This window comes from Streptomyces viridiviolaceus, from assembly GCF_014650995.1.
GTDB classification, from domain to species: domain Bacteria; phylum Actinomycetota; class Actinomycetes; order Streptomycetales; family Streptomycetaceae; genus Streptomyces; species Streptomyces viridiviolaceus.
The window spans coordinates 177967-195795 of the sequence record NZ_BMWA01000007.1; the positions used below are offsets into that span (position 1 = coordinate 177967).

The 17829-nt window shown below is 71.4% G+C and carries 11 protein-coding genes and 2 pseudogenes; 4 read left to right on the plus strand and 9 right to left on the minus strand.

Annotation, left to right across the window (positions count from 1 at the left end; genetic code table 11):
• Positions 1–67: 67 nt before the first annotated feature.
• Positions 68–2026 carry a DNA/RNA non-specific endonuclease gene (locus IE260_RS11740; RefSeq protein ID WP_229880655.1) on the plus strand — a complete coding sequence of 653 codons (1959 nt, stop codon included), beginning with the start codon at positions 68–70 and terminating at the stop codon, positions 2024–2026.
• Between the two features lie 31 nt (positions 2027–2057).
• A complete protein-coding gene (locus IE260_RS11745; protein WP_189870706.1) occupies positions 2058–3095 on the plus strand; it encodes a hypothetical protein in 1038 nt (345 codons plus the stop codon).
• A 539-nt stretch (positions 3096–3634) separates the two neighbouring features.
• On the opposite strand, the pseudogene IE260_RS11750 reads toward IE260_RS11745, so the two are convergent.
• Positions 3635–4084, minus strand: a pseudogene (locus tag IE260_RS11750) (AMP-binding enzyme); the annotation flags it as partial.
• A 52-nt stretch (positions 4085–4136) separates the two neighbouring features.
• The gene (locus IE260_RS11755) at positions 4137–6278 is read right to left on the minus strand and encodes an ATP-binding SpoIIE family protein phosphatase (protein ID WP_189870707.1); all 2142 of its coding nucleotides are present in this window, start codon (positions 6276–6278) and stop codon (positions 4137–4139) included.
• Positions 6279–6717: 439 nt separating this feature from the next.
• On the opposite strand from IE260_RS11755, the gene IE260_RS11760 reads away from it, so the two are divergent.
• Positions 6718–8133: a DEAD/DEAH box helicase gene (locus IE260_RS11760; RefSeq protein ID WP_189870709.1), complete on the plus strand. Its 1416-nt coding sequence runs from the start codon at positions 6718–6720 to the stop codon at positions 8131–8133.
• A 220-nt stretch (positions 8134–8353) separates the two neighbouring features.
• Positions 8354–8596, plus strand: a complete 243-nt coding sequence (locus IE260_RS11765; protein WP_189870711.1) for a DUF5302 domain-containing protein — start codon at positions 8354–8356, stop codon at positions 8594–8596.
• A 575-nt stretch (positions 8597–9171) separates the two neighbouring features.
• On the opposite strand, the gene IE260_RS11770 is transcribed toward IE260_RS11765, so the two are convergent.
• From IE260_RS11770 to IE260_RS11800, 7 genes and pseudogenes are all read right to left on the minus strand, one after another.
• Positions 9172–10890: an aldehyde dehydrogenase family protein gene (locus tag IE260_RS11770; protein WP_189870713.1), complete on the minus strand. Its 1719-nt coding sequence runs from the start codon at positions 10888–10890 to the stop codon at positions 9172–9174.
• Positions 10890–12443: a GMC family oxidoreductase gene (locus IE260_RS11775; RefSeq protein WP_189870715.1), complete on the minus strand. Its 1554-nt coding sequence runs from the start codon at positions 12441–12443 to the stop codon at positions 10890–10892. The genes IE260_RS11770 and IE260_RS11775 overlap by 1 nt, the downstream gene beginning before the upstream one ends.
• A 78-nt stretch (positions 12444–12521) precedes the next feature.
• Positions 12522–13442, minus strand: coding sequence for an alpha/beta hydrolase (locus IE260_RS11780; RefSeq protein ID WP_189870717.1), 921 nt, complete (start codon positions 13440–13442; stop codon positions 12522–12524).
• A complete protein-coding gene (locus IE260_RS11785) occupies positions 13439–14971 on the minus strand; it encodes a flavin-containing monooxygenase (RefSeq protein ID WP_189870719.1) in 1533 nt (510 codons plus the stop codon). The genes IE260_RS11780 and IE260_RS11785 overlap by 4 nt, the downstream gene beginning before the upstream one ends.
• A 77-nt stretch (positions 14972–15048) precedes the next feature.
• A pseudogene (locus tag IE260_RS11790) lies at positions 15049–16254 on the minus strand (acyl-CoA dehydrogenase family protein); the annotation flags it as partial.
• A gap of 2 nt (positions 16255–16256) precedes the next feature.
• Positions 16257–17300, minus strand: a complete 1044-nt coding sequence (locus IE260_RS11795) for a phosphotransferase family protein (RefSeq protein WP_189870723.1) — start codon at positions 17298–17300, stop codon at positions 16257–16259.
• Positions 17300–17824: an SDR family oxidoreductase gene (locus IE260_RS11800; protein ID WP_189870725.1), complete on the minus strand. Its 525-nt coding sequence runs from the start codon at positions 17822–17824 to the stop codon at positions 17300–17302. The genes IE260_RS11795 and IE260_RS11800 overlap by 1 nt, the downstream gene beginning before the upstream one ends.
• Positions 17825–17829: the final 5 nt, after the last annotated feature.

Sequence of the window (17829 nt, forward strand, 5' to 3'; positions counted from 1 at the left end):
CCCGGGGGCGCCGCGACCAGGCGGCGCCCCCCTGTCCCCCCTCTTCTCACGGAAAGTTCCTGCCCCCATGCACGGAATACGCGGCGGGCGCGCCACAAGGAGACGCGCCCGCTCGACGGTCCTGACCGCCTTCACCGCCCTGACCCTCGTCCTCACGACAGCCGCGACGAGCCAGGCGGCCGAGCCGCCCGCGACGGCGAAGGGCTCGTCCACCACCAAGTCCGCAGCGCCCAGCGCGGAGACCACCGAAACCAGCAAGTTCGCGGCCGGCTCCGGTGAGGAATGCACCGCCACCGCGCCGGGCTCCAAGGAGCGCCGCGCGGGTGCCGTCGAGTCCTGTGTGACGGTCACCCCCGCCCCTGCCAAGGCGGAGACCCGCACCGCTTTCGCCGCCACCGCCGCCTCCGCCTCCACCACCGCGGCCGCCGGCAGCTGCGACATCACCAGCCCCGGCAACTACAGCTACGAACGCTTCTCGTACTGCGTGAGCGGCATCAACGTCATCTACATCCTCCGCGACAGCAGGGGTCTGGAGATCGGACGCGGCACGCTGGCGGTCTCGACCGGCGCCGACCTGTCCCCGACGGCCACGACCTGGAGCGAGCAGGTGACCGTCACGATGACGGGCGCCTCCGGGGATGTCACCTCCCTGAACGCCAAGTTCCGCGCGTCCTGCGACGCCGGCTGCACGGCCACCAAGACCGCCCCCTGGTACGGTGGCGCGATCACCCTCGGCCAGACCCTCACCGGCAACGTCACCTACTCCTCGCCCCAGACGACGGGCTCCTCCGCCTCCTTCTACACGTCCTACGCGATGTACGTGACGTCCCCGGGCGCGACTGCGACCGACCCGAACGCATCGTGGAAGAACTCGCGTCAGATCAGGTGTGACGACGCGGTCGGCGGCACTTCGGTGGCGGGCTGTGCCGTCCCCTCCGTCATGGCCGTCGTGCCGATGAAGGCTACGAGCGCGGACGCGGGCGGCGCCGTGGCCGCCTACGGCTGGGCCCAGAACAACCTCGACGGCGCCTGGGGGAAGAACGGCAGCCCGCTGACCCGGTCGACGAACGGCGTGGCCAACCGCACCGCCGCCACCTGCGGCGGCTTCACGGCCGAGCCGGAGCTCGTCGACCCCGACACCTGCGCAGACTTCCCCTTCGGGGAGGCGAAGGAGGGTGGTGCCCCCGGCGCGCAGTGCGTCACGGTGATCCCCAACCTCGGCAACGGCGAATGGGACACCTACGTCCTGAACGACGCCCACGTCCTGGACCGTACCTCACCCTGCGTGCAGGCCCATGTCACGCCCGCCGAGAAGCAGTTCGCCGACACCGAGCTCGCCGACGGCTTCAAGGACCAGCGGGTGATCGACGCCGACCAGTTCGAGCTGACGTTCTCGTTGCCGGACACCGGTCCGCAGGCCAGCTGCCTGAACGACCCCGCACCGATCAACTCGCTTCCCAACGGCGACGGCTGGTTCTACAACACCACCGAGGCGGTTCCTCTCGTCAACCAGAGCGACCCGGCGGGCGGGGGCGGATTCAGGCCGGCCCGGGCGCAGGCGTGCGTGGGGCTGAACGTCAAGGAGGGGACCGATACCAGCAATCCCGTCACCGGCATGAAGGACGCGGTGGAGTACGCGAAGGCGAACAACCTCCCCTACGACCAGTCCCGGTGTCATCTCATCCCGAAGGTCCTCGGTGGAAAGGGCACGAGCAAGAGGACTCGGTTCAACCTCGTCCCTTGCTGGCAGGTCGGGATGAACACGGGCTCGCCCAGCATGCGGACGTACGAGAAGATCGCGGAGGACCTGGTCAAGGGCAACGATCCCACTCGGGTTCTCGGAACGAACGACGCGATCTTCTACCAGGTGACACCCGTCTACAAGGACGCGAACAGCACCATTCCGGTGGGCGTCACGATGAACGCTAATATCCAACGGGCGAACGGGACGACCGAGGAACTGTTCCCCAACGTCTACGTCACCAACACCTACGCGAACACTGGGTTGTACAACCTCGGTAACTGATCCCACTCAGTTCGCACCAACGGGAGCCGGCATGAGTTTCACCACCCCGCCGCGGCCGTTCGGCGTGACCGCGCTCTTCCCTCAGCTGGCCCCGCTGGCGCGCACGGCGACCCGGCTGCATCCGCGGCCGGGGTCGCCGACGGTGCACGACAGTTCCGTCGGCGGGCCGCTGCTGTGGCCCGCCGACGAGCCGTGGCCGTACTGCGACGAGCCGCACGACAGCCGGGCGGCGCCGGTGGTCCACACCCCGGACGACGTCCGGATCCTCCGCCGCGACCGCGCCGCAGCGGCCGAGCGGCGGCGCCTCGACCCCGAGGCACCCCAGTGGACTCCCGAGGAACGGGCGACCTGGGAGCGGCTCGCGGACCGTCCGTGGTTCGACGGCCCGATCCCCCTCCTGCCCGTCGCCCAGCTCTACGCTCGCGACGTCTCCTTCCCGCGCCCGTCCGGCGCGGATCTCCTCCAGGTCCTGTGGTGCCCCTTCGACCACGAGATGGCCCACCCCCGGACAGCCCTCTTCTGGCGCTCCTCCGCCACCGTCACCGACGTCCTCGACGCACCGCCCGAGCCGCCCATCGTTCAGCGCGACTGCTACCTCCCGGAGCCGTGCCTGTTCTCACCGGAGCAGGTCACCGAATACCCCCACCCCTCGGAGCTGGACAAGGAACTTCAGGACCAGCTGGACGACATGAGCCGCTGGGAGTCGATCGACCCCGCGCGGTACAACACGTACGCGGACGACCCGGGCGAGCTCTATCTGAACAACCTCTCCACCGCCCCCGGCTGGAAGACCGGCGGCTGGACCCGCTGGGGCCTCACCGACCCCAAGCCCCGCCCCTGCCCCGAGTGCGGCACCGAGGAGGTCCCGCTCCTCACCATCGCCTCCTTGGAATGGGACGGCGGCAGCGGGACCTGGATCGCCGAGGAGGACCGGACGGACCCGTCCCCGCCTCCTCTGGGCGCCCGGAACGGCAACTTCACCTTGATCGACATCGTCGGTGGCTACAACCTCCAGCTCCACGCCTGCCCGGCCGACCCGTCCCACCCCCACATCGAGCTGGTCCAGTGACCGGCACGCCGGGAGCCGGCATGAGCTCCACGCCGCCGCCGCGGCCACTCGACGTGAAGGTGCCGGACCGCACAGCGAGCAGGCCCCGCTCGGCGGCGCGGCACCGTGGGTCCTCCTCCGAGGCGGAACGGAGGTGCCTGGGCCGGCGGGCCCATGGCGGTGCGCGACCCAGCTCCCGGTCGAGCGCCCTCGCTCCTGACCGCCGCCCAGACCGCCAGAGTGACGGTGCTCACGGACGCCCTTCGGCGGCTGCCGCGTAGGCTTGTGCCTCGTCGCGGTGGGGTCCAGCAGGGCGGGCGAAGCTCTCCTGCAATCGCCTGGCGATGCATCAGAGAAGTCGGCCGGCGGTCAGCATGAGTCCTGAAGAACCCTGAAGCTACGTGGCTCGCGGCAGGGTCTCCGCAACGGACGGCGCCGCCGTCGAACGTTCCGCCGTCGATGGGTCCCTTCGGCAGGCCGCGCAGGAGCGGGTGTGGGGGCCGGCGCCGTTCCAGGGCCGACCCGCTGCCCGCACCCGTACAGAGCTGTCGCGGGATTGTTCAGCGGGCCAGCTCGCGCTTGAGGATCTTTCCGGTGGCGGTCATCGGCAGGCTGGGCACGAACTCGACGATGCGCGGGTACTTGTAGGACGCCATCTCCCCCTTGGCCCAGGTGACGAGCTCATCGGTGGCGAGGGAGGAGCCGGGCTCGAGGATGACGTAGGCCTTGATCTCCTCGCCGTGGCTGTCGTGAGGTACGCCGATGACGGCGGCCAGGCTGACCTGCGGGTGGGTCATCAGGACCTCTTCGATCTCACGCGGATAGACGTTGAAGCCGCCTCTGATGATGAGGTCCTTCGATCGGTCGACGATGTAGTAGAAGCCGTCCTTGTCGCGCCGTGCGAGGTCGCCGGTGCGGAGCCACCCGTCGCGGATGACCTCTGCGGTGGCTTCCGGCCGGCCGTAGTAGCCCTTCATCACGTTGTGGCCCTTGACTGCGATCTCGCCGACCTGTCCGCTTTCGGTCACACGGTTCACGCCGAGAGACCAGTGGAGCAGGGCGTCATCTGAGGACGCCGTCCGCCTCGCTGGGCAGGGCCTGTTCCGCCCAGATCACCTTGCCCTCGCGGCTGTGCCGTGTGCCCCAGCGCTCGGCGAGCTGGGCGACCAGCAGCAGCCCGCGCCCGCCCTCGTCGAAGGTGCGGGCGCGGCGCAGGTGCGGGGAGGTGCTGTTCGTGTCGGAGACCTCGCAGGTGAGCGTGGACTGCAGGATCAGCCGGAGCTGGATCGGGCCCTTGCCGTAGCGGATCGCGTTGGTGACCAGTTCGCTGGCGATCAGTTCCGTGGGGAAGGACAGCTCCTCCAGCCCCCAGGTGGCGAGCGTCTCGGACGTGTGGCCGCGCGCGCCTGCGACGGCCGCAGGGTCCGAGGGCAGGTCCAGCGTGGTGACATGGCCGGGATCGAGGGCCCGGGTCCGCGCCACCAGCAGGGCGACATCGTCGGAGCGGTCGCCGGGCAGTACGGCGGTCAGCAGTCGGTCGCAGATCTCCTCCGGCGCGTCCGGTCCGTCGGTGAGGGCGTCGCACAGTGCGGCGCGCGCGGAGTCGACGTCACGGCCACGGCTCCGGATGAGGCCGTCGGTGTACAGGGCCAGCAGGCTGCCCTCCGCCAGCTCGAACTGCACCGTCTCGAAGGGGAGTCCGCCCAGGCCCAGGGGCGGTCCGATCGGCATCTCGGGGAATTCGACCGCCCGGGTGGCGTCGACGCCACGGCCGGGACGAGGAGTTGCCACGGCCGGCGCGACATGGCCGGCGCTGGCCAGCGTGCACAGGCGGGACACCGGATCGTAGACCGCGTACAGGCAGGTGGCGCTCAACTCGCCCTCGTCCCGCGCCTCCTCGTGCTGGAGGCGGATCACCACGTCGTCCAGGTGCGTGAGGAGTTCGTCGGGCATCAGGTCGATGTCGGCGAACGACCGCACGGCCGTGCGCAGGCGGCCCATGGTGGCGGCGGCGTGCAGACCGCGGCCGACGACGTCGCCGACGACGAGGGCGACCCGCGCTCCGGACAGCGGGATCACGTCGTACCAGTCGCCGCCCACGCCGGTCCGCGCACCGCTGGGCAGATAGCGGGACGCCGTGTCGACGGCGGACTGCTCCACCGCGCGCTGCGGCAGCAGGCTGCGCTGGAGGGTGAGTGCGGTGGTGCGCTCCTGGCTGTACCGGCGGGCGTTGTCGATGGACACCGCCGCCAGCGCCGCGATCTCCTGGGCCAGCAGAATGTCGTCGTCGTCGAAGGGAGCCGCGGTGGCGCGGCGGAGGAAGTGGGCGAGGCCCAGGATGTCGCCGCGGGCCCGCAGGGGCAGCAGCAGCGCGGAGTGGTGGTCGGACGCGGGCGCCGTGACGCGGTGCAGGCGCGGCTGACCCGAGGCCAGAGCGCGCGCCGGTTCCGACTCCGCCGGGTAGGTGTGCGTCCGGCCGGTGGCGACCGGCAGGTCCACGTCGTCGTCCAGCGCCGAACGCTGGGCGATACGACGCAGCACCGGCGTGCGCGTGGCCGGCGCGGGCGGATGGGCGTCGCCGTCGTGGAGAAGGGACTCGAGGAGGTCGACGGTGACGAGGTCGGCGAAGTCCTCGGTGCCGAACTCGGCCAGCTCCTCGGCGGTACGGGCGGTGTCGAGACTCGTACCGATCCGCCGGCTCGCCTCGTTGGCCCGCAGCAGCCGTCGCTGCACCCGCCGGTCGCGCTCCTCCTGATAGGCCGCGACGACCTGCTCCGAGCCGCGGTCGACGTACGCGAAAGCCGCGCCGACCAGCCGCGAGGCCGCGGCGTTCCTCAGCTCCCAGTCGTCGCTGAGCCGGGCGGCCTCGCCCTGGATCAGCTGGACCATGACCATGTGACCGAGGCGGTAGGAGCGCAGCAGCCGGCTGATCGGCATCCCGCGCCGGGCGGCCTGGCGGGCGAGCTCCAGCGCCTCGGGCGGCGCCTCGACCTCCGTGGCGTCGATGCGTCCTTCGAGCACGTCCAGGAACCTGGTGATGTGCCCGGCCGTCTCCTCCAGCGCGAGCTCGGCGATCTCTTCGTAATCCCACAGCTCGGGCATGTCCACGCGCAGGCGTCGCAGGAGCAGGTCGGCCGACTCCTCCGCCCGGGGTCTGAGCTCATCAGCCAGACGACGGAGGAACGCGTCGACATCGATGCCCATACCGGAAACGTACCTAAGCTCCCGAACCGGCGCCCCTCTGGGGTGGCCGGGCAGGCCGGGGGTGGCGTCCACAGGGGCACCGGCGACGAGGCGCCGGCGGCAGCAGACGCGGGTTTTTCGTGCCGTCCGCCGGAACGCTCCGAAGGTCGCTACTGCCGATCTTGCGTTCGTGGGCAGGGTGTGGGCGCCGGTGCGGTTGCCCAGGCGGGCGGCCTGTTCGTTCGCCGGGCCGCTCGGCGAGCGGCGCCTGGCGCAGGGTGCGCAGGTCGAGGACGTACTCGTGCCTGAGCCCCTCCCGACGCGATGACATGCCTTGTGTTAACGTCATGCTTTTGCGTGGTCGTCGCGGTGGGCGATTTTGCTGTTCGGCTCCGCTTGTGCGCGGGCTGTTCAATCCTGCCGGGCCTTCCTCGGTACGTCTCCCTGCGGAAGGCTGTTCATGAAGCATCCCCACGACTCCGGCACCGCTCACGGCGGTCCCGCCAAGCCCGGGTCCACGAAGCCGGTACTGCCCCCGGCCGCCTCCTTCGCCGGTCTGGAACTGCCGGTGGAGGTGCTGCGGACACTGAGCGGACTCGGGGTGCGCGACCCCTTTCCGATCCAGGCCGCCACACTGCCCGACGCCCTTCAGGGGCGTGACGTCCTGGGGCGTGGGCGCACCGGATCGGGCAAGACGCTCGCCTACGGCCTGCCGCTGCTGACACGTACCGCAGGGCGGCGTGCCGAATCCAACCGGCCCCTCGCTCTGATCCTCGTGCCCACCCGGGAGCTGGCCGAACAGGTCACCCAGGCGCTGGCGCCGTACGCCGAGGCACTGCGGCTGCGGATGGTCACGGTCGTCGGCGGCATGTCGATCGGCCGGCAGGTCGCCGCTCTGCGCCAGGGAGCCGAGGTGGTCGTCGCCACCCCCGGACGCCTGCACGACCTGGTCGAGCGCAACGCCTGCCGCCTGGGACGGGTAAGGATCACCGTGCTGGACGAGGCCGACCAGATGTGCGACCTGGGATTCCTGCCGCAGGTTGCCGGCGTGCTCGACCAGGTGCACCCCGACGGTCAGCGGATGCTCTTCTCGGCCACTCTTGATCGCGACGTCGATCAGCTGGTCCGCCGCTACCTCCACGACCCCGTCGTCCACTCGGTCGACCCGTCCGCGGGCACGGTCTCGACGATGGAGCACCACGTTCTCGTCGTCCACGGCCCTGACCGCTACGCCGTCACCACGGAGATCGCCGCCCGCGACGGCCGCGTACTGCTGTTCCTCGACACCAAGCACGCCGTCGACCAGTTCACCCGGCATCTGCGGGCCAGCGGGGTGCACGCCGGGGCCCTGCACAGCGGCAAGTCCCAGCCACAGCGCACACGGACCCTGGCGCAGTTCAGGAACGGCCAGATCACCGTCCTGGTGGCGACCAACGTCGCGGCCCGTGGCCTGCACGTCGACGGCCTCGATCTCGTGGTCAACGTCGACCCGCCCACCGACCCCAAGGACTATGTGCACCGTGCCGGCCGCACCGCCCGCGCCGGTGAGTCCGGCAGCGTGGTCACGCTCGTGTCGGCGGGCCGGCGCCGCGAGACCAGCCGCATGATGGCCGAGGCCGGCATCGAGCCGACCGTCACCAAGGTGCGCTCGGGCGAGGCGGAGCTGAGCCGGATCACCGGCGCCAAGGCTCCCTCCGGTATCCCCCTCGACGGCGGGCCCGCCGTCCCCCGACCCAAGAACAGCAACGCTCCCTTCCGCGGCCTCGGCACCAGCAAGGACCCCTCCCGCGGCGCCGGCGGCAAGTCCCGAAAGGCCGGCGAGGCCCGCAAACTCGCCGAGGCCCGCAAGGCCGCCCTCGTGCGTCGAAACGGCTGAGAGCCGATGCCCTGGCAGTATGCCCGGGCCAAGGGCTGACAACCCGCGGCCCGGCCCGAAACCCGTCCTGTGCCCCGCGCCCACGAAGCGAGCGCGCTCGACCGCGCTCGACCGCGGCAGGGAAGCCCGCCGAAACGGAGCAGGATGATGTTGTCGGCGCCCCGCACGGCGCCCGGCATGACAAGCTGTGCTTGCCCACCCCCGAACCCAGGAGGTCACCATGACCGCAGAGCCCGTAACGACGGAAGGTTCGGAGCCGGCTGCCCCGGAGACGTCCCCTCTGGCGCCCGACAGCGACGGCAACGACGACCTCAAGCGCAAGTTCCGCGAGGCCCTGGCGCGCAAGCGCGGTGCGCAGGCGGATGCGGATGATGCTGCCGCCAAGCCGGACGCGTCGAAGGTGCGTGCGGCGCACGGCCCGGCCAAGAGCCAGCGGTCGTTCAGGCGCAAGAGCGGCGGCTGAGTCGATCAGTTCCGGGAACTGGCCGCTGCAGCAGCAGCCTGAGCGCTACCCGCTCGCGCGCCCCGTGCAGTCGCCCGCAACGTGCGCATACCCCTGTGCGCGTTACGGGCGAGGCGTAGCCGGGAGCGGCGTCCACTCCTTTGCCTGTTGCGCGGGGGCGCGTCCCCGTCCCACGGATCGTCGGCTTCGACGAACGCGCCGAGGACATGCCCCGGTTGACCACCCCGGCATAGCGCCACCCTCTGGCCCGTCTCCCGCGCCATGCAGCAGCAAGTGCCCTGCAGCTATGGCTACTTGGCCTTGCTGCCGACCGTCTGGTCGTGGAGGAGCTGCTGAGGACGCCCGTCGGTGACGCCCCGCTGGGACGCGAGCCCGTCGGTGTGGTCGGGGCCATCACCACGTCGCAGGCGGCGCCGTTCCGACGAGCGACAGTGACGGATCGATGACCAGTGTCCCGGCGGCGCCGCGCACGAGTACGGAGTTGGCGTAGGGGTGGGCGCCCAGTTGGCGCCCACCAGCAGGTGACTCCGCCGAGTGTGCCCCGGCCGACGTGGCCGTCCGGGGCGGTTGCGGAGTCAGCCGCGCAGCGCGGAGGCGAAGATCCTCGGCAGCGCGGACCAGCGGGGAGCCGCGGCGAAGTCGGCGAGGAGGCGGCCCGTGGTGGCGGCGGTGCGGTTGGTGACGAACCACGGCGGCTTGGGGGACAGGGTCGTCTTCCCATGGAGGAGCGCTCGGGGCGCGGGGTGGAACGGGCCCCGGACCACCGTGCGCTCGGGCCCGTCCAGGAGGAGCGCGTTGTGCACGACGCCGATGCCGCTCTGCACGTCGTCGAGGCTGTGGCCCGGGAAGGCGCCCCACGGCGCGGTCGCGGTGAGATAGCCGACTCCGGTCCAGGCGTTCAACGCGACGGTTCCGTAACGGAGTTCGGCGATCGCCTCCTCCAGCGCACGGCCGAGCACGGCCATGGTGCCCGGATGCGCGATCAGGTTCGCGCCGAGAGTACCGGCGAACTTCTCGTTCGCGGTGCGGACCGCCTCGGCGAGGAACTGACGTGTGTCGCCGGGAAGTTCCAGGACGGCGAGGACGGGGGCGAAGTGCTCCGTGGTCAGAGCCGGCCCAGGTTCCGCCGGGTCGAGTCCTGTGATCAGCACGCGGCCCGTACCGATCCGTTCGGCGTCGCCGCCGTACGTGTCGAGGGCGCGGGCGACCCGGTCGTCGCTGCCGGGGTAGTACGCGGGGCGGGCGGGGGCGTCGGCCAGCGCGGCGCGCAGGTGGGCCAGGAAGCGGTCCTTCTGCGCCCAGTCGGAGCTGACGACGACCACCTGGCTCGCCACGCAGTTGTAGCCGTTGTTGTGCAGCTTCTGGGTGGCGATGTGCTCGGCCTGGTAGCGCAGGTCCGCCTCGGACCAGCCGCCCGGCAGGACGATCGTGGGGGACACACCGCCGAGTTCGCTGGTGACCGGCTTGTCGAGCAGCGACGTGCCTGCCTCCTTGCGGGCGGCGCCCTCGGTGCCCGTACCGAAGACGATCGCGTCATGGGTCGCGGCACTGCCGGTCATGTGGACATGGCGGACTTTCGGGTGATGCACCAGGTACCCGCCGACGTCGGCGCCCCCGGTGAGGATCCGGACCGCCCCGAGGTCGATCAGCGGCGCCAGCACCCGGTTGAAGACGTCGAGGAGCCCGTCGGTGACCGGGTTCAGTTTGAGGGCCACCACGCGGTTGTGCGCGTACAGCTCGTAGAGCACGTCCAGGATCGGGATCGAGGTGATGTTCCCGGCGCCGAGCACGACGCCCACGCCCCCGGAGTCGGCCGGGCGGAGAAGAGCGAGGCCCGCGCGCTCCCGCACCTCATCTTTCGTGACGCCGGGCGGCATCCACACCTCGGCGCTGAAACCGTTCAGCAGGAGGTGGTCCCAGATGCTGTGCGGCAGGACGCGGACCGTGACCCGTCCGCCGGGTGCTTGGCCGAAGGAGAACCCGTCGACGGGACTGCGGCTCTTCTCCAGGGCGGTGATGCTTGCGGCGAGCGCGCCGAGGGAGGTCAGCACCGGGTAGGGGCCGGTGATCCATTCTTCGCCGATCAGCGGGCTGTCGTCGGGCAGCCGTTTGTAGGCGACGGCCGCGCGGACCCACGCCTCGGCCGCCTCGGCGGTGGCTGCTTGCATCTGTTCGAGCAGTTTCCGTCGCTTCGCCCGGTCACAGGCGGCCCAAGCGGCCTCGCCGCGGACCAGGTCGTTGACGGCCAGGTCGAGGGCCCACCTCTGTTCGGTGGGCGGCAGGGCGGCGGTCATCACGCGGCTCCCTTGATGAGGTCGGCCGCCTTCTCCGCAGCCATGATCGTGGGCGCGTTGGTGTTGCCGCGCGGCACCGTCGGGAAGACGGAGGCGTCGACCACCCGCAGGCCCGGCACGTCGTACACCCGCAGCTCCGGGTCGACCACCGCGCCGATCGCACACGTCGACGTCGGGTGGTACAGCGTCTGCCCGGACCGCTGCGCCCAGGCGAGGAGGTCCGTGTCGGCGTCGGAGGCCGGTACGTCGAAGGGACCCGTGACCAGGTCGGCCACCGCCGACTGCGCGGCGATGTCCAGGGCGATCCGGATGCCCGCGACGATGCTCGCCCGGTCCTCGGGGGACGTCAGATAGTTGTGCACGATCCGGGGTGCCGCGTCCGGGCGCGGGGAGCGCAGGGTCACCGCGCCGCGGCTCGTGGGAGCGACCACGCACGGGCCGAAGGAGAAGCCGTGGCCGATCGGCGCGCCGAGCCCCTCCTGGTGGAAGAGCACAGGAGCGGCGTGGAACTGCACGTCCGGGGCGTCCAGTTCGGGACGGCTGCGGAAGAAGCCGCCGGCCTCACCCACGTTGGAAGTGAGCGGGCCGTGCCCCTCGTTCTGCAGCAGGGCCGCGTTCTCGGGGCTCGCCGCGCCGATGAGCGACTCGGCGTCGGTACGGAAGTTGAGCAGCGTCATGTAGTGGTCCTGGAGGCCCTGCCCGACCGGGAGGTCGCGTACGACCTCGATGCCGAAGGCGGACAGGGCGGGGGAGGGACCGATGCCGGACAGCATCAGGAGCTTCGGGGACTCGTAGGCCCCCGCGGAGAGGATCACCTCGCGCTCGGCCCGCACGACCTCGACACCGCCGCCCCGCTCGACCTCGACACCCGCTGCCCGGCCGCCCTCGATCACCACGCGGTGAGCGCGGGCCGAGGGGAGGACGGTGAGGTTCGGCCGGTCGAGGGCGGGGTGCAGGTAGGCGACGGCGGCGCTGCAGCGAAGACCGCCGCGCTGCGTCAACTGGTAGCGGCCGACACCGAACTGCGTCTCACCGTTGAAGTCGTCGTTGGCCTTGTGCCCCGCCTGTTCGGCGGCCCGCACGAAGGCCGAGGCGAGGGGATGTCCGGACCTGCCGTCGCTGACCGTCAGCGGTCCGCCGACCCCGTGGTAGATGTCCTCGCCGCGCTCGTTGTCCTCCGAGCGCCTGAAGTACGGGAGTACGTCGGTGTAACCCCAGCCGGTCGCCCCGGCCGCCGCCCATCCGTCGTAGTCGGCGTGATTGCCCCGGATGTAGATCATCGCGTTGATCGAGCTGGAGCCGCCGAACACCTTGCCCCTGGGCAGATAGGTCCGCCGCCCGCCGATGCCCGGTTCCGGGTCGGAATCGAGGTCCCAGTCCAGCTCGGACTTGAACAGCTGCGGGAAGGCGGCCGGGACGTGGATCTCCTGCGCGGTGTCGGGGCCGCCGGCCTCGATCAGCGCGACCCGCACGTCGGGGTCCTCCGAGAGTCGCGCCGCGAGAACACAGCCCGCGGACCCGGCGCCGACGATGACGTAGTCGTACATGCTCATCCCGTCCCTTGAACGAATACAGCGTGATGGCGAACGAAGAGGGGTCACCGGGACCCGGGGAGCCCGGCGCCGTCCCGGCTACCGGGGCGAACGCGCCGGATCGAGGACGTGTGCGAGGAAGTCGAGCTGGTCGGCCAGCACTCGCCGCTGTCCCGGCCCCGCATAGACGTCCAGGTGGTCCACGGGGTACTCGCGCAGGTCCCCTCGCCGGTCGGCCTTCCGGGCGGTCCGCCGGGCCGCCCCGGCAGGTGCGATGCGGTCCTTCGTGCCGATCTGCACGAGGATCGGGCAGGCCAGGCGTCCGACGAAGGTGGTGGGCCGGTTCAGGCCGACCTTCAGCGCCGCGCGTGCGCACACCTCGTTGCGAAAGGTGGGACCGGCGAACGAGGCACAGATCTCCTGCGCGTGGGGGACACCCATCATGGCGAGCGACCCGGGCTCCGCGACGACCGGTACGTGGTGCGGCGGCCGGGCGGTCAGGGCGCGAGCGGCGTCACGCAGCCCGTGCCCGGCCAGGCGCAGCAGCCGGCCGACCCCGGCGTGGCGCACGACATGGGCCAGCGAGGCGAGACCGTCGGTCACGGGCGTCAGCGAGACGACCGCCGCGACGCGGGCGTCCTGGGCGGCGACGACGAGGGCGTGCCCGCCCGCGTACGACACCCCCCACAGCACCACCCGGTCCGGGTCGACGCCGGGCAGCCGCCGGGCGGCCGCGAGGGCCGCGTGGTAGTCCTGTCGCTGGCGGCGGACCGAGACGTCCTGGCGGGGGATGCCGTCGGAGTCGCCGAAGCCGCGGTAGTCGAAGACGAATGCGTCGATGCCGGCCTCGGCGAAGCCTTCGGCGTAGTTCAGCAGGCCGCTGTCCCGGGTGCCGCCGAAGCCGTGGGCCATGACCACGCAGGGCCGTCCGCCCGGGCCGGCCAGGGCGTCGCTGCCGGCCGGCACGTGCCAGGCGGCGCAGCGGGCGCCATGGCTGACGAAGGTGAGGTCGCGCTTCACCGTGCCGCCTCCGGCCGGGCCGACGGCACCGGGCCGCCGACGGTGAACCGGAGGGCGCTGTCCTCGACCGGCCCCTCACGCAGCCGCTCGACGTCCCTCTCGTACGCCATCTCCACCGTCCACGGGCCGCTCGTCCCCGCCCGGGGGAACTCCCTGATGCCTCGTAGGACGTAGTTCGACCTCAGGTCCATGTACGGCACCCGTTCGACGGTCGGGTCGTCGAGGACGGGTGCGACGGTGGTGTAGCCGTGGGCGTCCATGTGGTCGAGCAGGCGGCAGAAGTGCTCGCAGACCAGATCGACCTTGAGTGTCCAGGAGAGGTTGGTGTAGCCGAGCGCGAAGACGAGGTTCGGCACGCCGGACAGCATCATCGCCTTGTACGCCATGGTGTCCGAGGGTTTCGTCTCGCGGCCGTCGACGCTCAGCCGGATTCCGCCGAAGGGCGACATGGTGAGCCCGGTCGCGGTGACGACGATGTCGGCCGTCAGTTCCTGGCCGGACTTCAGCAGGATGCCGGTCTTGGTGAACCGGTCGATGTGGTCGGTGACGACCGAGGCCCGCCCGGCCGAGATCGCCTTGAACAGATCGCCGTCGGGCACCACGCACAGCCGCTGGTCCCAGGGGTCGTAGCGCGGGGTGAAGTGGGTGTCGACGTCGAAGTGCCGGGGGAGTTGCCGGCGCACGTTGGCGATGAGCAGTCTGCGCATGAGCTTCGGCATGCGCCGGCTGGCCTTGTAGATCCCACGCGTGAACAAGATGTTCTTGCGCCGGACCATCCGGTGCGCCCGTTTGTGACCGACCAGTTTCCGCAGCGCGTGGGCCAGGGAGTCGTGGGCCGGCAACGAGAACACATAGCTCGGTGAGCGCTGCAGCATGGTGACGTGGCCGGCCGTGCGGGCCATCGAGGGGATGAGGGTGACGGCCGTGGCGCCGCTGCCGATCACGACGACGCGCTTGCCGGTGTGGTCGAGGTCCGCCGGCCAGTGCTGCGGATGGATCACCGTGCCGGCGAAGTCCTCGATGCCCGTGAACTTGGGTGTGAATCCGGCGTCGTGGTCGTACATGCCCGTGCCGAGGAACAGGAAGCGCGCGGTGAACCTCGCCTTCTTCCGGCTGCCGTGCTGCTGCGCGGTGACGGTCCACCGCCCCTGCGCGGACGAGAACTCCGCGCTGACGACCCGGTGGCCGAACCGGATGTGCCGGGCCAGCTCGTACTCGTCGACGGTCTGCCGCAGGTAGTCGAGGATGAGGTGTCCGTCGGCGATCGACTTGCGGTGGGCCCACGGCTTGAAGCCGTAACCGAAGGTGGGCATGTCGGAGTCGGACCGGATGCCGGGGTACCGGAACAGGTCCCACGTCCCGCCGATGGCGTCGCGGTCCTCCAGGATCGCGAAGGACGTGCCCGGGCGGAGGGCCTTGAGGTGGGAGGCCGCGCCGATGCCGGAGATCCCGGCGCCGATGATCAGCACGTCGACGTCCGTGGACGGTCCGGACGACGGCGCGGTCCGGCTGGTGGTCGTGTTCGTCACGGGTGGCTCCTGGCCGTGGTGGGGAGGGGCTGCGAGGGGTCGGCTCCCGCCGGTCGGCAGTCGCCTGCGGCCGCGCGGCGGCTCAGCTCGGCGCGGGCGAGGGCGTTCTTGTGCACCTCGTCGGGGCCGTCGGCGAAGCGCAGCGAGCGGATGCCGGCGTAGGCGCGGGCGAGCGGGAAGTCCTGCGAGAGGCCGCCGGCTCCGTGGATCTGGATGGCCTTGTCGAGGATCCACTGGACCGTCCGGGGTGTGGCGATCTTGATGGCCTGGATCTCGGCGTGGGCGCCCTTGTTGCCGACGGTGTCCATCAGCCAGGCGGTCTTGAGGACGAGGAGGCGCAGTTGCTCGATCCGCACCCGGGATTCGGCGATCCAGTCGCGGATCACGCCTTGGCGGGCGAGCGGCCTGCCGAAGGCGACCCGCTGCTCGGCGCGGGCACACATCATCTCGATGGCCCGTTCGGCGACTCCGATGGCACGCATGCAGTGGTGGACCCGTCCCGGGCCCAGCCGCGCCTGGGCGATGGCGAATCCGTCGCCTTCCCGGCCGATGAGGTTGGCGGCCGGGACCCGTACGTCGTCGAAGACCAGCTCGGCGTGGCCGCCGTGGTCGTGGTCGTCGTACCCGAAGACCTCCATGGCGCGTCTGATCTCGAGGCCGGGAGTGTCGCGCGGGACGAGGATCATCGACTGCCGTCGGTGCCGGTCGGCCTCGGGGTCGGTCCGGCCCATCACGATGAACACCTGGGCGTTGGGGTTCATCGCTCCGGTGATCCACCACTTGCGGCCGTTGATCACGTATTCGTCGCCGTCACGCACGATCGACGTGGCGATGTTGGTGGCGTCGGAGGAGGCCACGTCGGGCTCCGTCATCGCGAACGCGGAGCGGATCTCGCCCGCGAGGAGCGGCTCCAGCCACTCCTTGCGCTGGGCCTCGGTGCCGAACATGGACAGCACTTCCATGTTGCCGGTGTCCGGTGCCGCGCAGTTGAGGGCGGCAGGCGCGAGTTCGGGAGATCGGCCGGTGATCTCGGCGAGGGGCGCGTACTGCAGATTGGTCAGGCCGGCGCCCTCCTCGCCGGGGAGGAAAAGATTCCACAGACCGCGTCGGCGGGACTCGGCCCGGAGCTCGCCGAGCACCGGGACCGAGTCCCAGGCCCAACGGTCGTCGAGAGCCCCGAGCTGCTGCGCGAACACCGGCTCCGCCGGGTGGATATGACTCCACATCAGGTCGAGCAGGTTCTCGCGCAGCAGTTCCGTGCGCGGGTCGAAGGCGAAGTGCATGATCAGTGTTCCTTGAGTGCGGCGAGTCCGGCGTCGAGCAGGGGATGGATCGCCTCGCCGATACGGTCGAAGCCGGGTCCGACCGTCTGCCCGCCCAGATGGCGGAAGTGGATGCCTTCGAGGATCGCGGCGAGCTTGAAGGCGGCGAGGCCGAGGTGGAAGCCGAGGCCGCCGAGGTCGCGCCCGCTGCGGGCGGCGTAACGGGCGACGATCTCCGGCTCGCCCAGGAAGCCGGGTGCGTCTCCGGCGTCGGGGGCGATCTCGGGGCCGACGAGCCGGGCCAGCCGGGTGTAGAGCAGCATCAGCGCCAGGTCGGTGACCGGGTCGCCGACGGTGGCCAGCTCCCAGTCGATGACGGCGCGCGGCCGGTCGTCTCCGTCGACCAGTACGTTGTCGAGCCGGAAGTCGCCGTGGACGATGCCGGGGAGGGTGGCCGCGTCCATCGCGGGTGCCCGTGCCTCCAGTTCGGCGCGGAGGGTGACGGCGGCCGGCAGGTCGCGGGAGTACGAGGCTGCCAGCTGTTTGCGCCAGCGCGTCACCTGGCGGGTGAGGAAGCCCTCGGGGCGGCCGAAGCCGCCGAGCCCGACCGCTTCCGCGTCGACCGTGTGGAGGTCGGCGAGGGTGTCCACGAGGGCACCGGAGATCCGCCGCACCCGCGCGGGACCGAGGGGTGCCAATTCCGCGGCCCTGCGGTACGGCCGGCCCTCGACCGCCTCCATGACGTAGAACTCGGCGCCGATGACGCCGGTGTCGAGGCAGAGGCCGTGCAGCCGTGGCACCGGGACCGGGGTGTCGGCGAGCGCCGCCATCACCGCGTACTCGCGCCCCATGTCGTGGGCGGTGGCGAGCACGTGGCCCAGGGGCGGCCGGCGCAGAATCCAGTGTGACCGGCCGTCGGTGAGGCGGTAGGTCAGATTGGACTTGCCGCCGGTGATCAGGGTGGCCGACAGCGTGCCGATCCGGGCTGCCGGCACGGCCTCGGCGAACCAGGGGCGAAGTCGGGCGAGGTCGAGCCCTGGGGTCGCGCCTGCCTCCTGCGCTGCCATCAAGCACCGCCTGCCGCGGCGAGCCCGCCGTCGACGACCAGGGTCCGCCCGGTCATCCACTCGGCGTCCCCGGAGAGCAGGTACGCCACGACGCCGGCGATGTCATCGGGGGCGCCGAGCCGCGCCAGCGGGTACTCCGCCGCGACGGCGTCCTCGCGCCCCTCGTGGAGCGCGGCGGCGAACCTCGTCTTCACCACGGCGGGGGCGACCGCGTTGACCCGGACGCGAGGGCTGACCTCGATGGCGAGCTCCTTGGTGAGGTGCATCAGCATTGCCTTGCCGGCTCCGTACATCCCGATGCCGGGCTCCTCGTCCTGGTGGGCCGTGTCGGCGGCGTGGCCGGCGACCGCGAGCGCGTGGTCGGCGCCGCCGAGCGCGGCGACGGCCGAGGCCGGGGCATCGGGCTTGCGTCCGGTGATCACCACCTTCGCGCCGTCGGCGACCAGCCGCTCGGCGATCGCGAGCCCGATGCCGCGGCCGGCGCCCGTGATGATCGCGGTCCGTCCCGCGAATCTCTCGGCCATGGTTT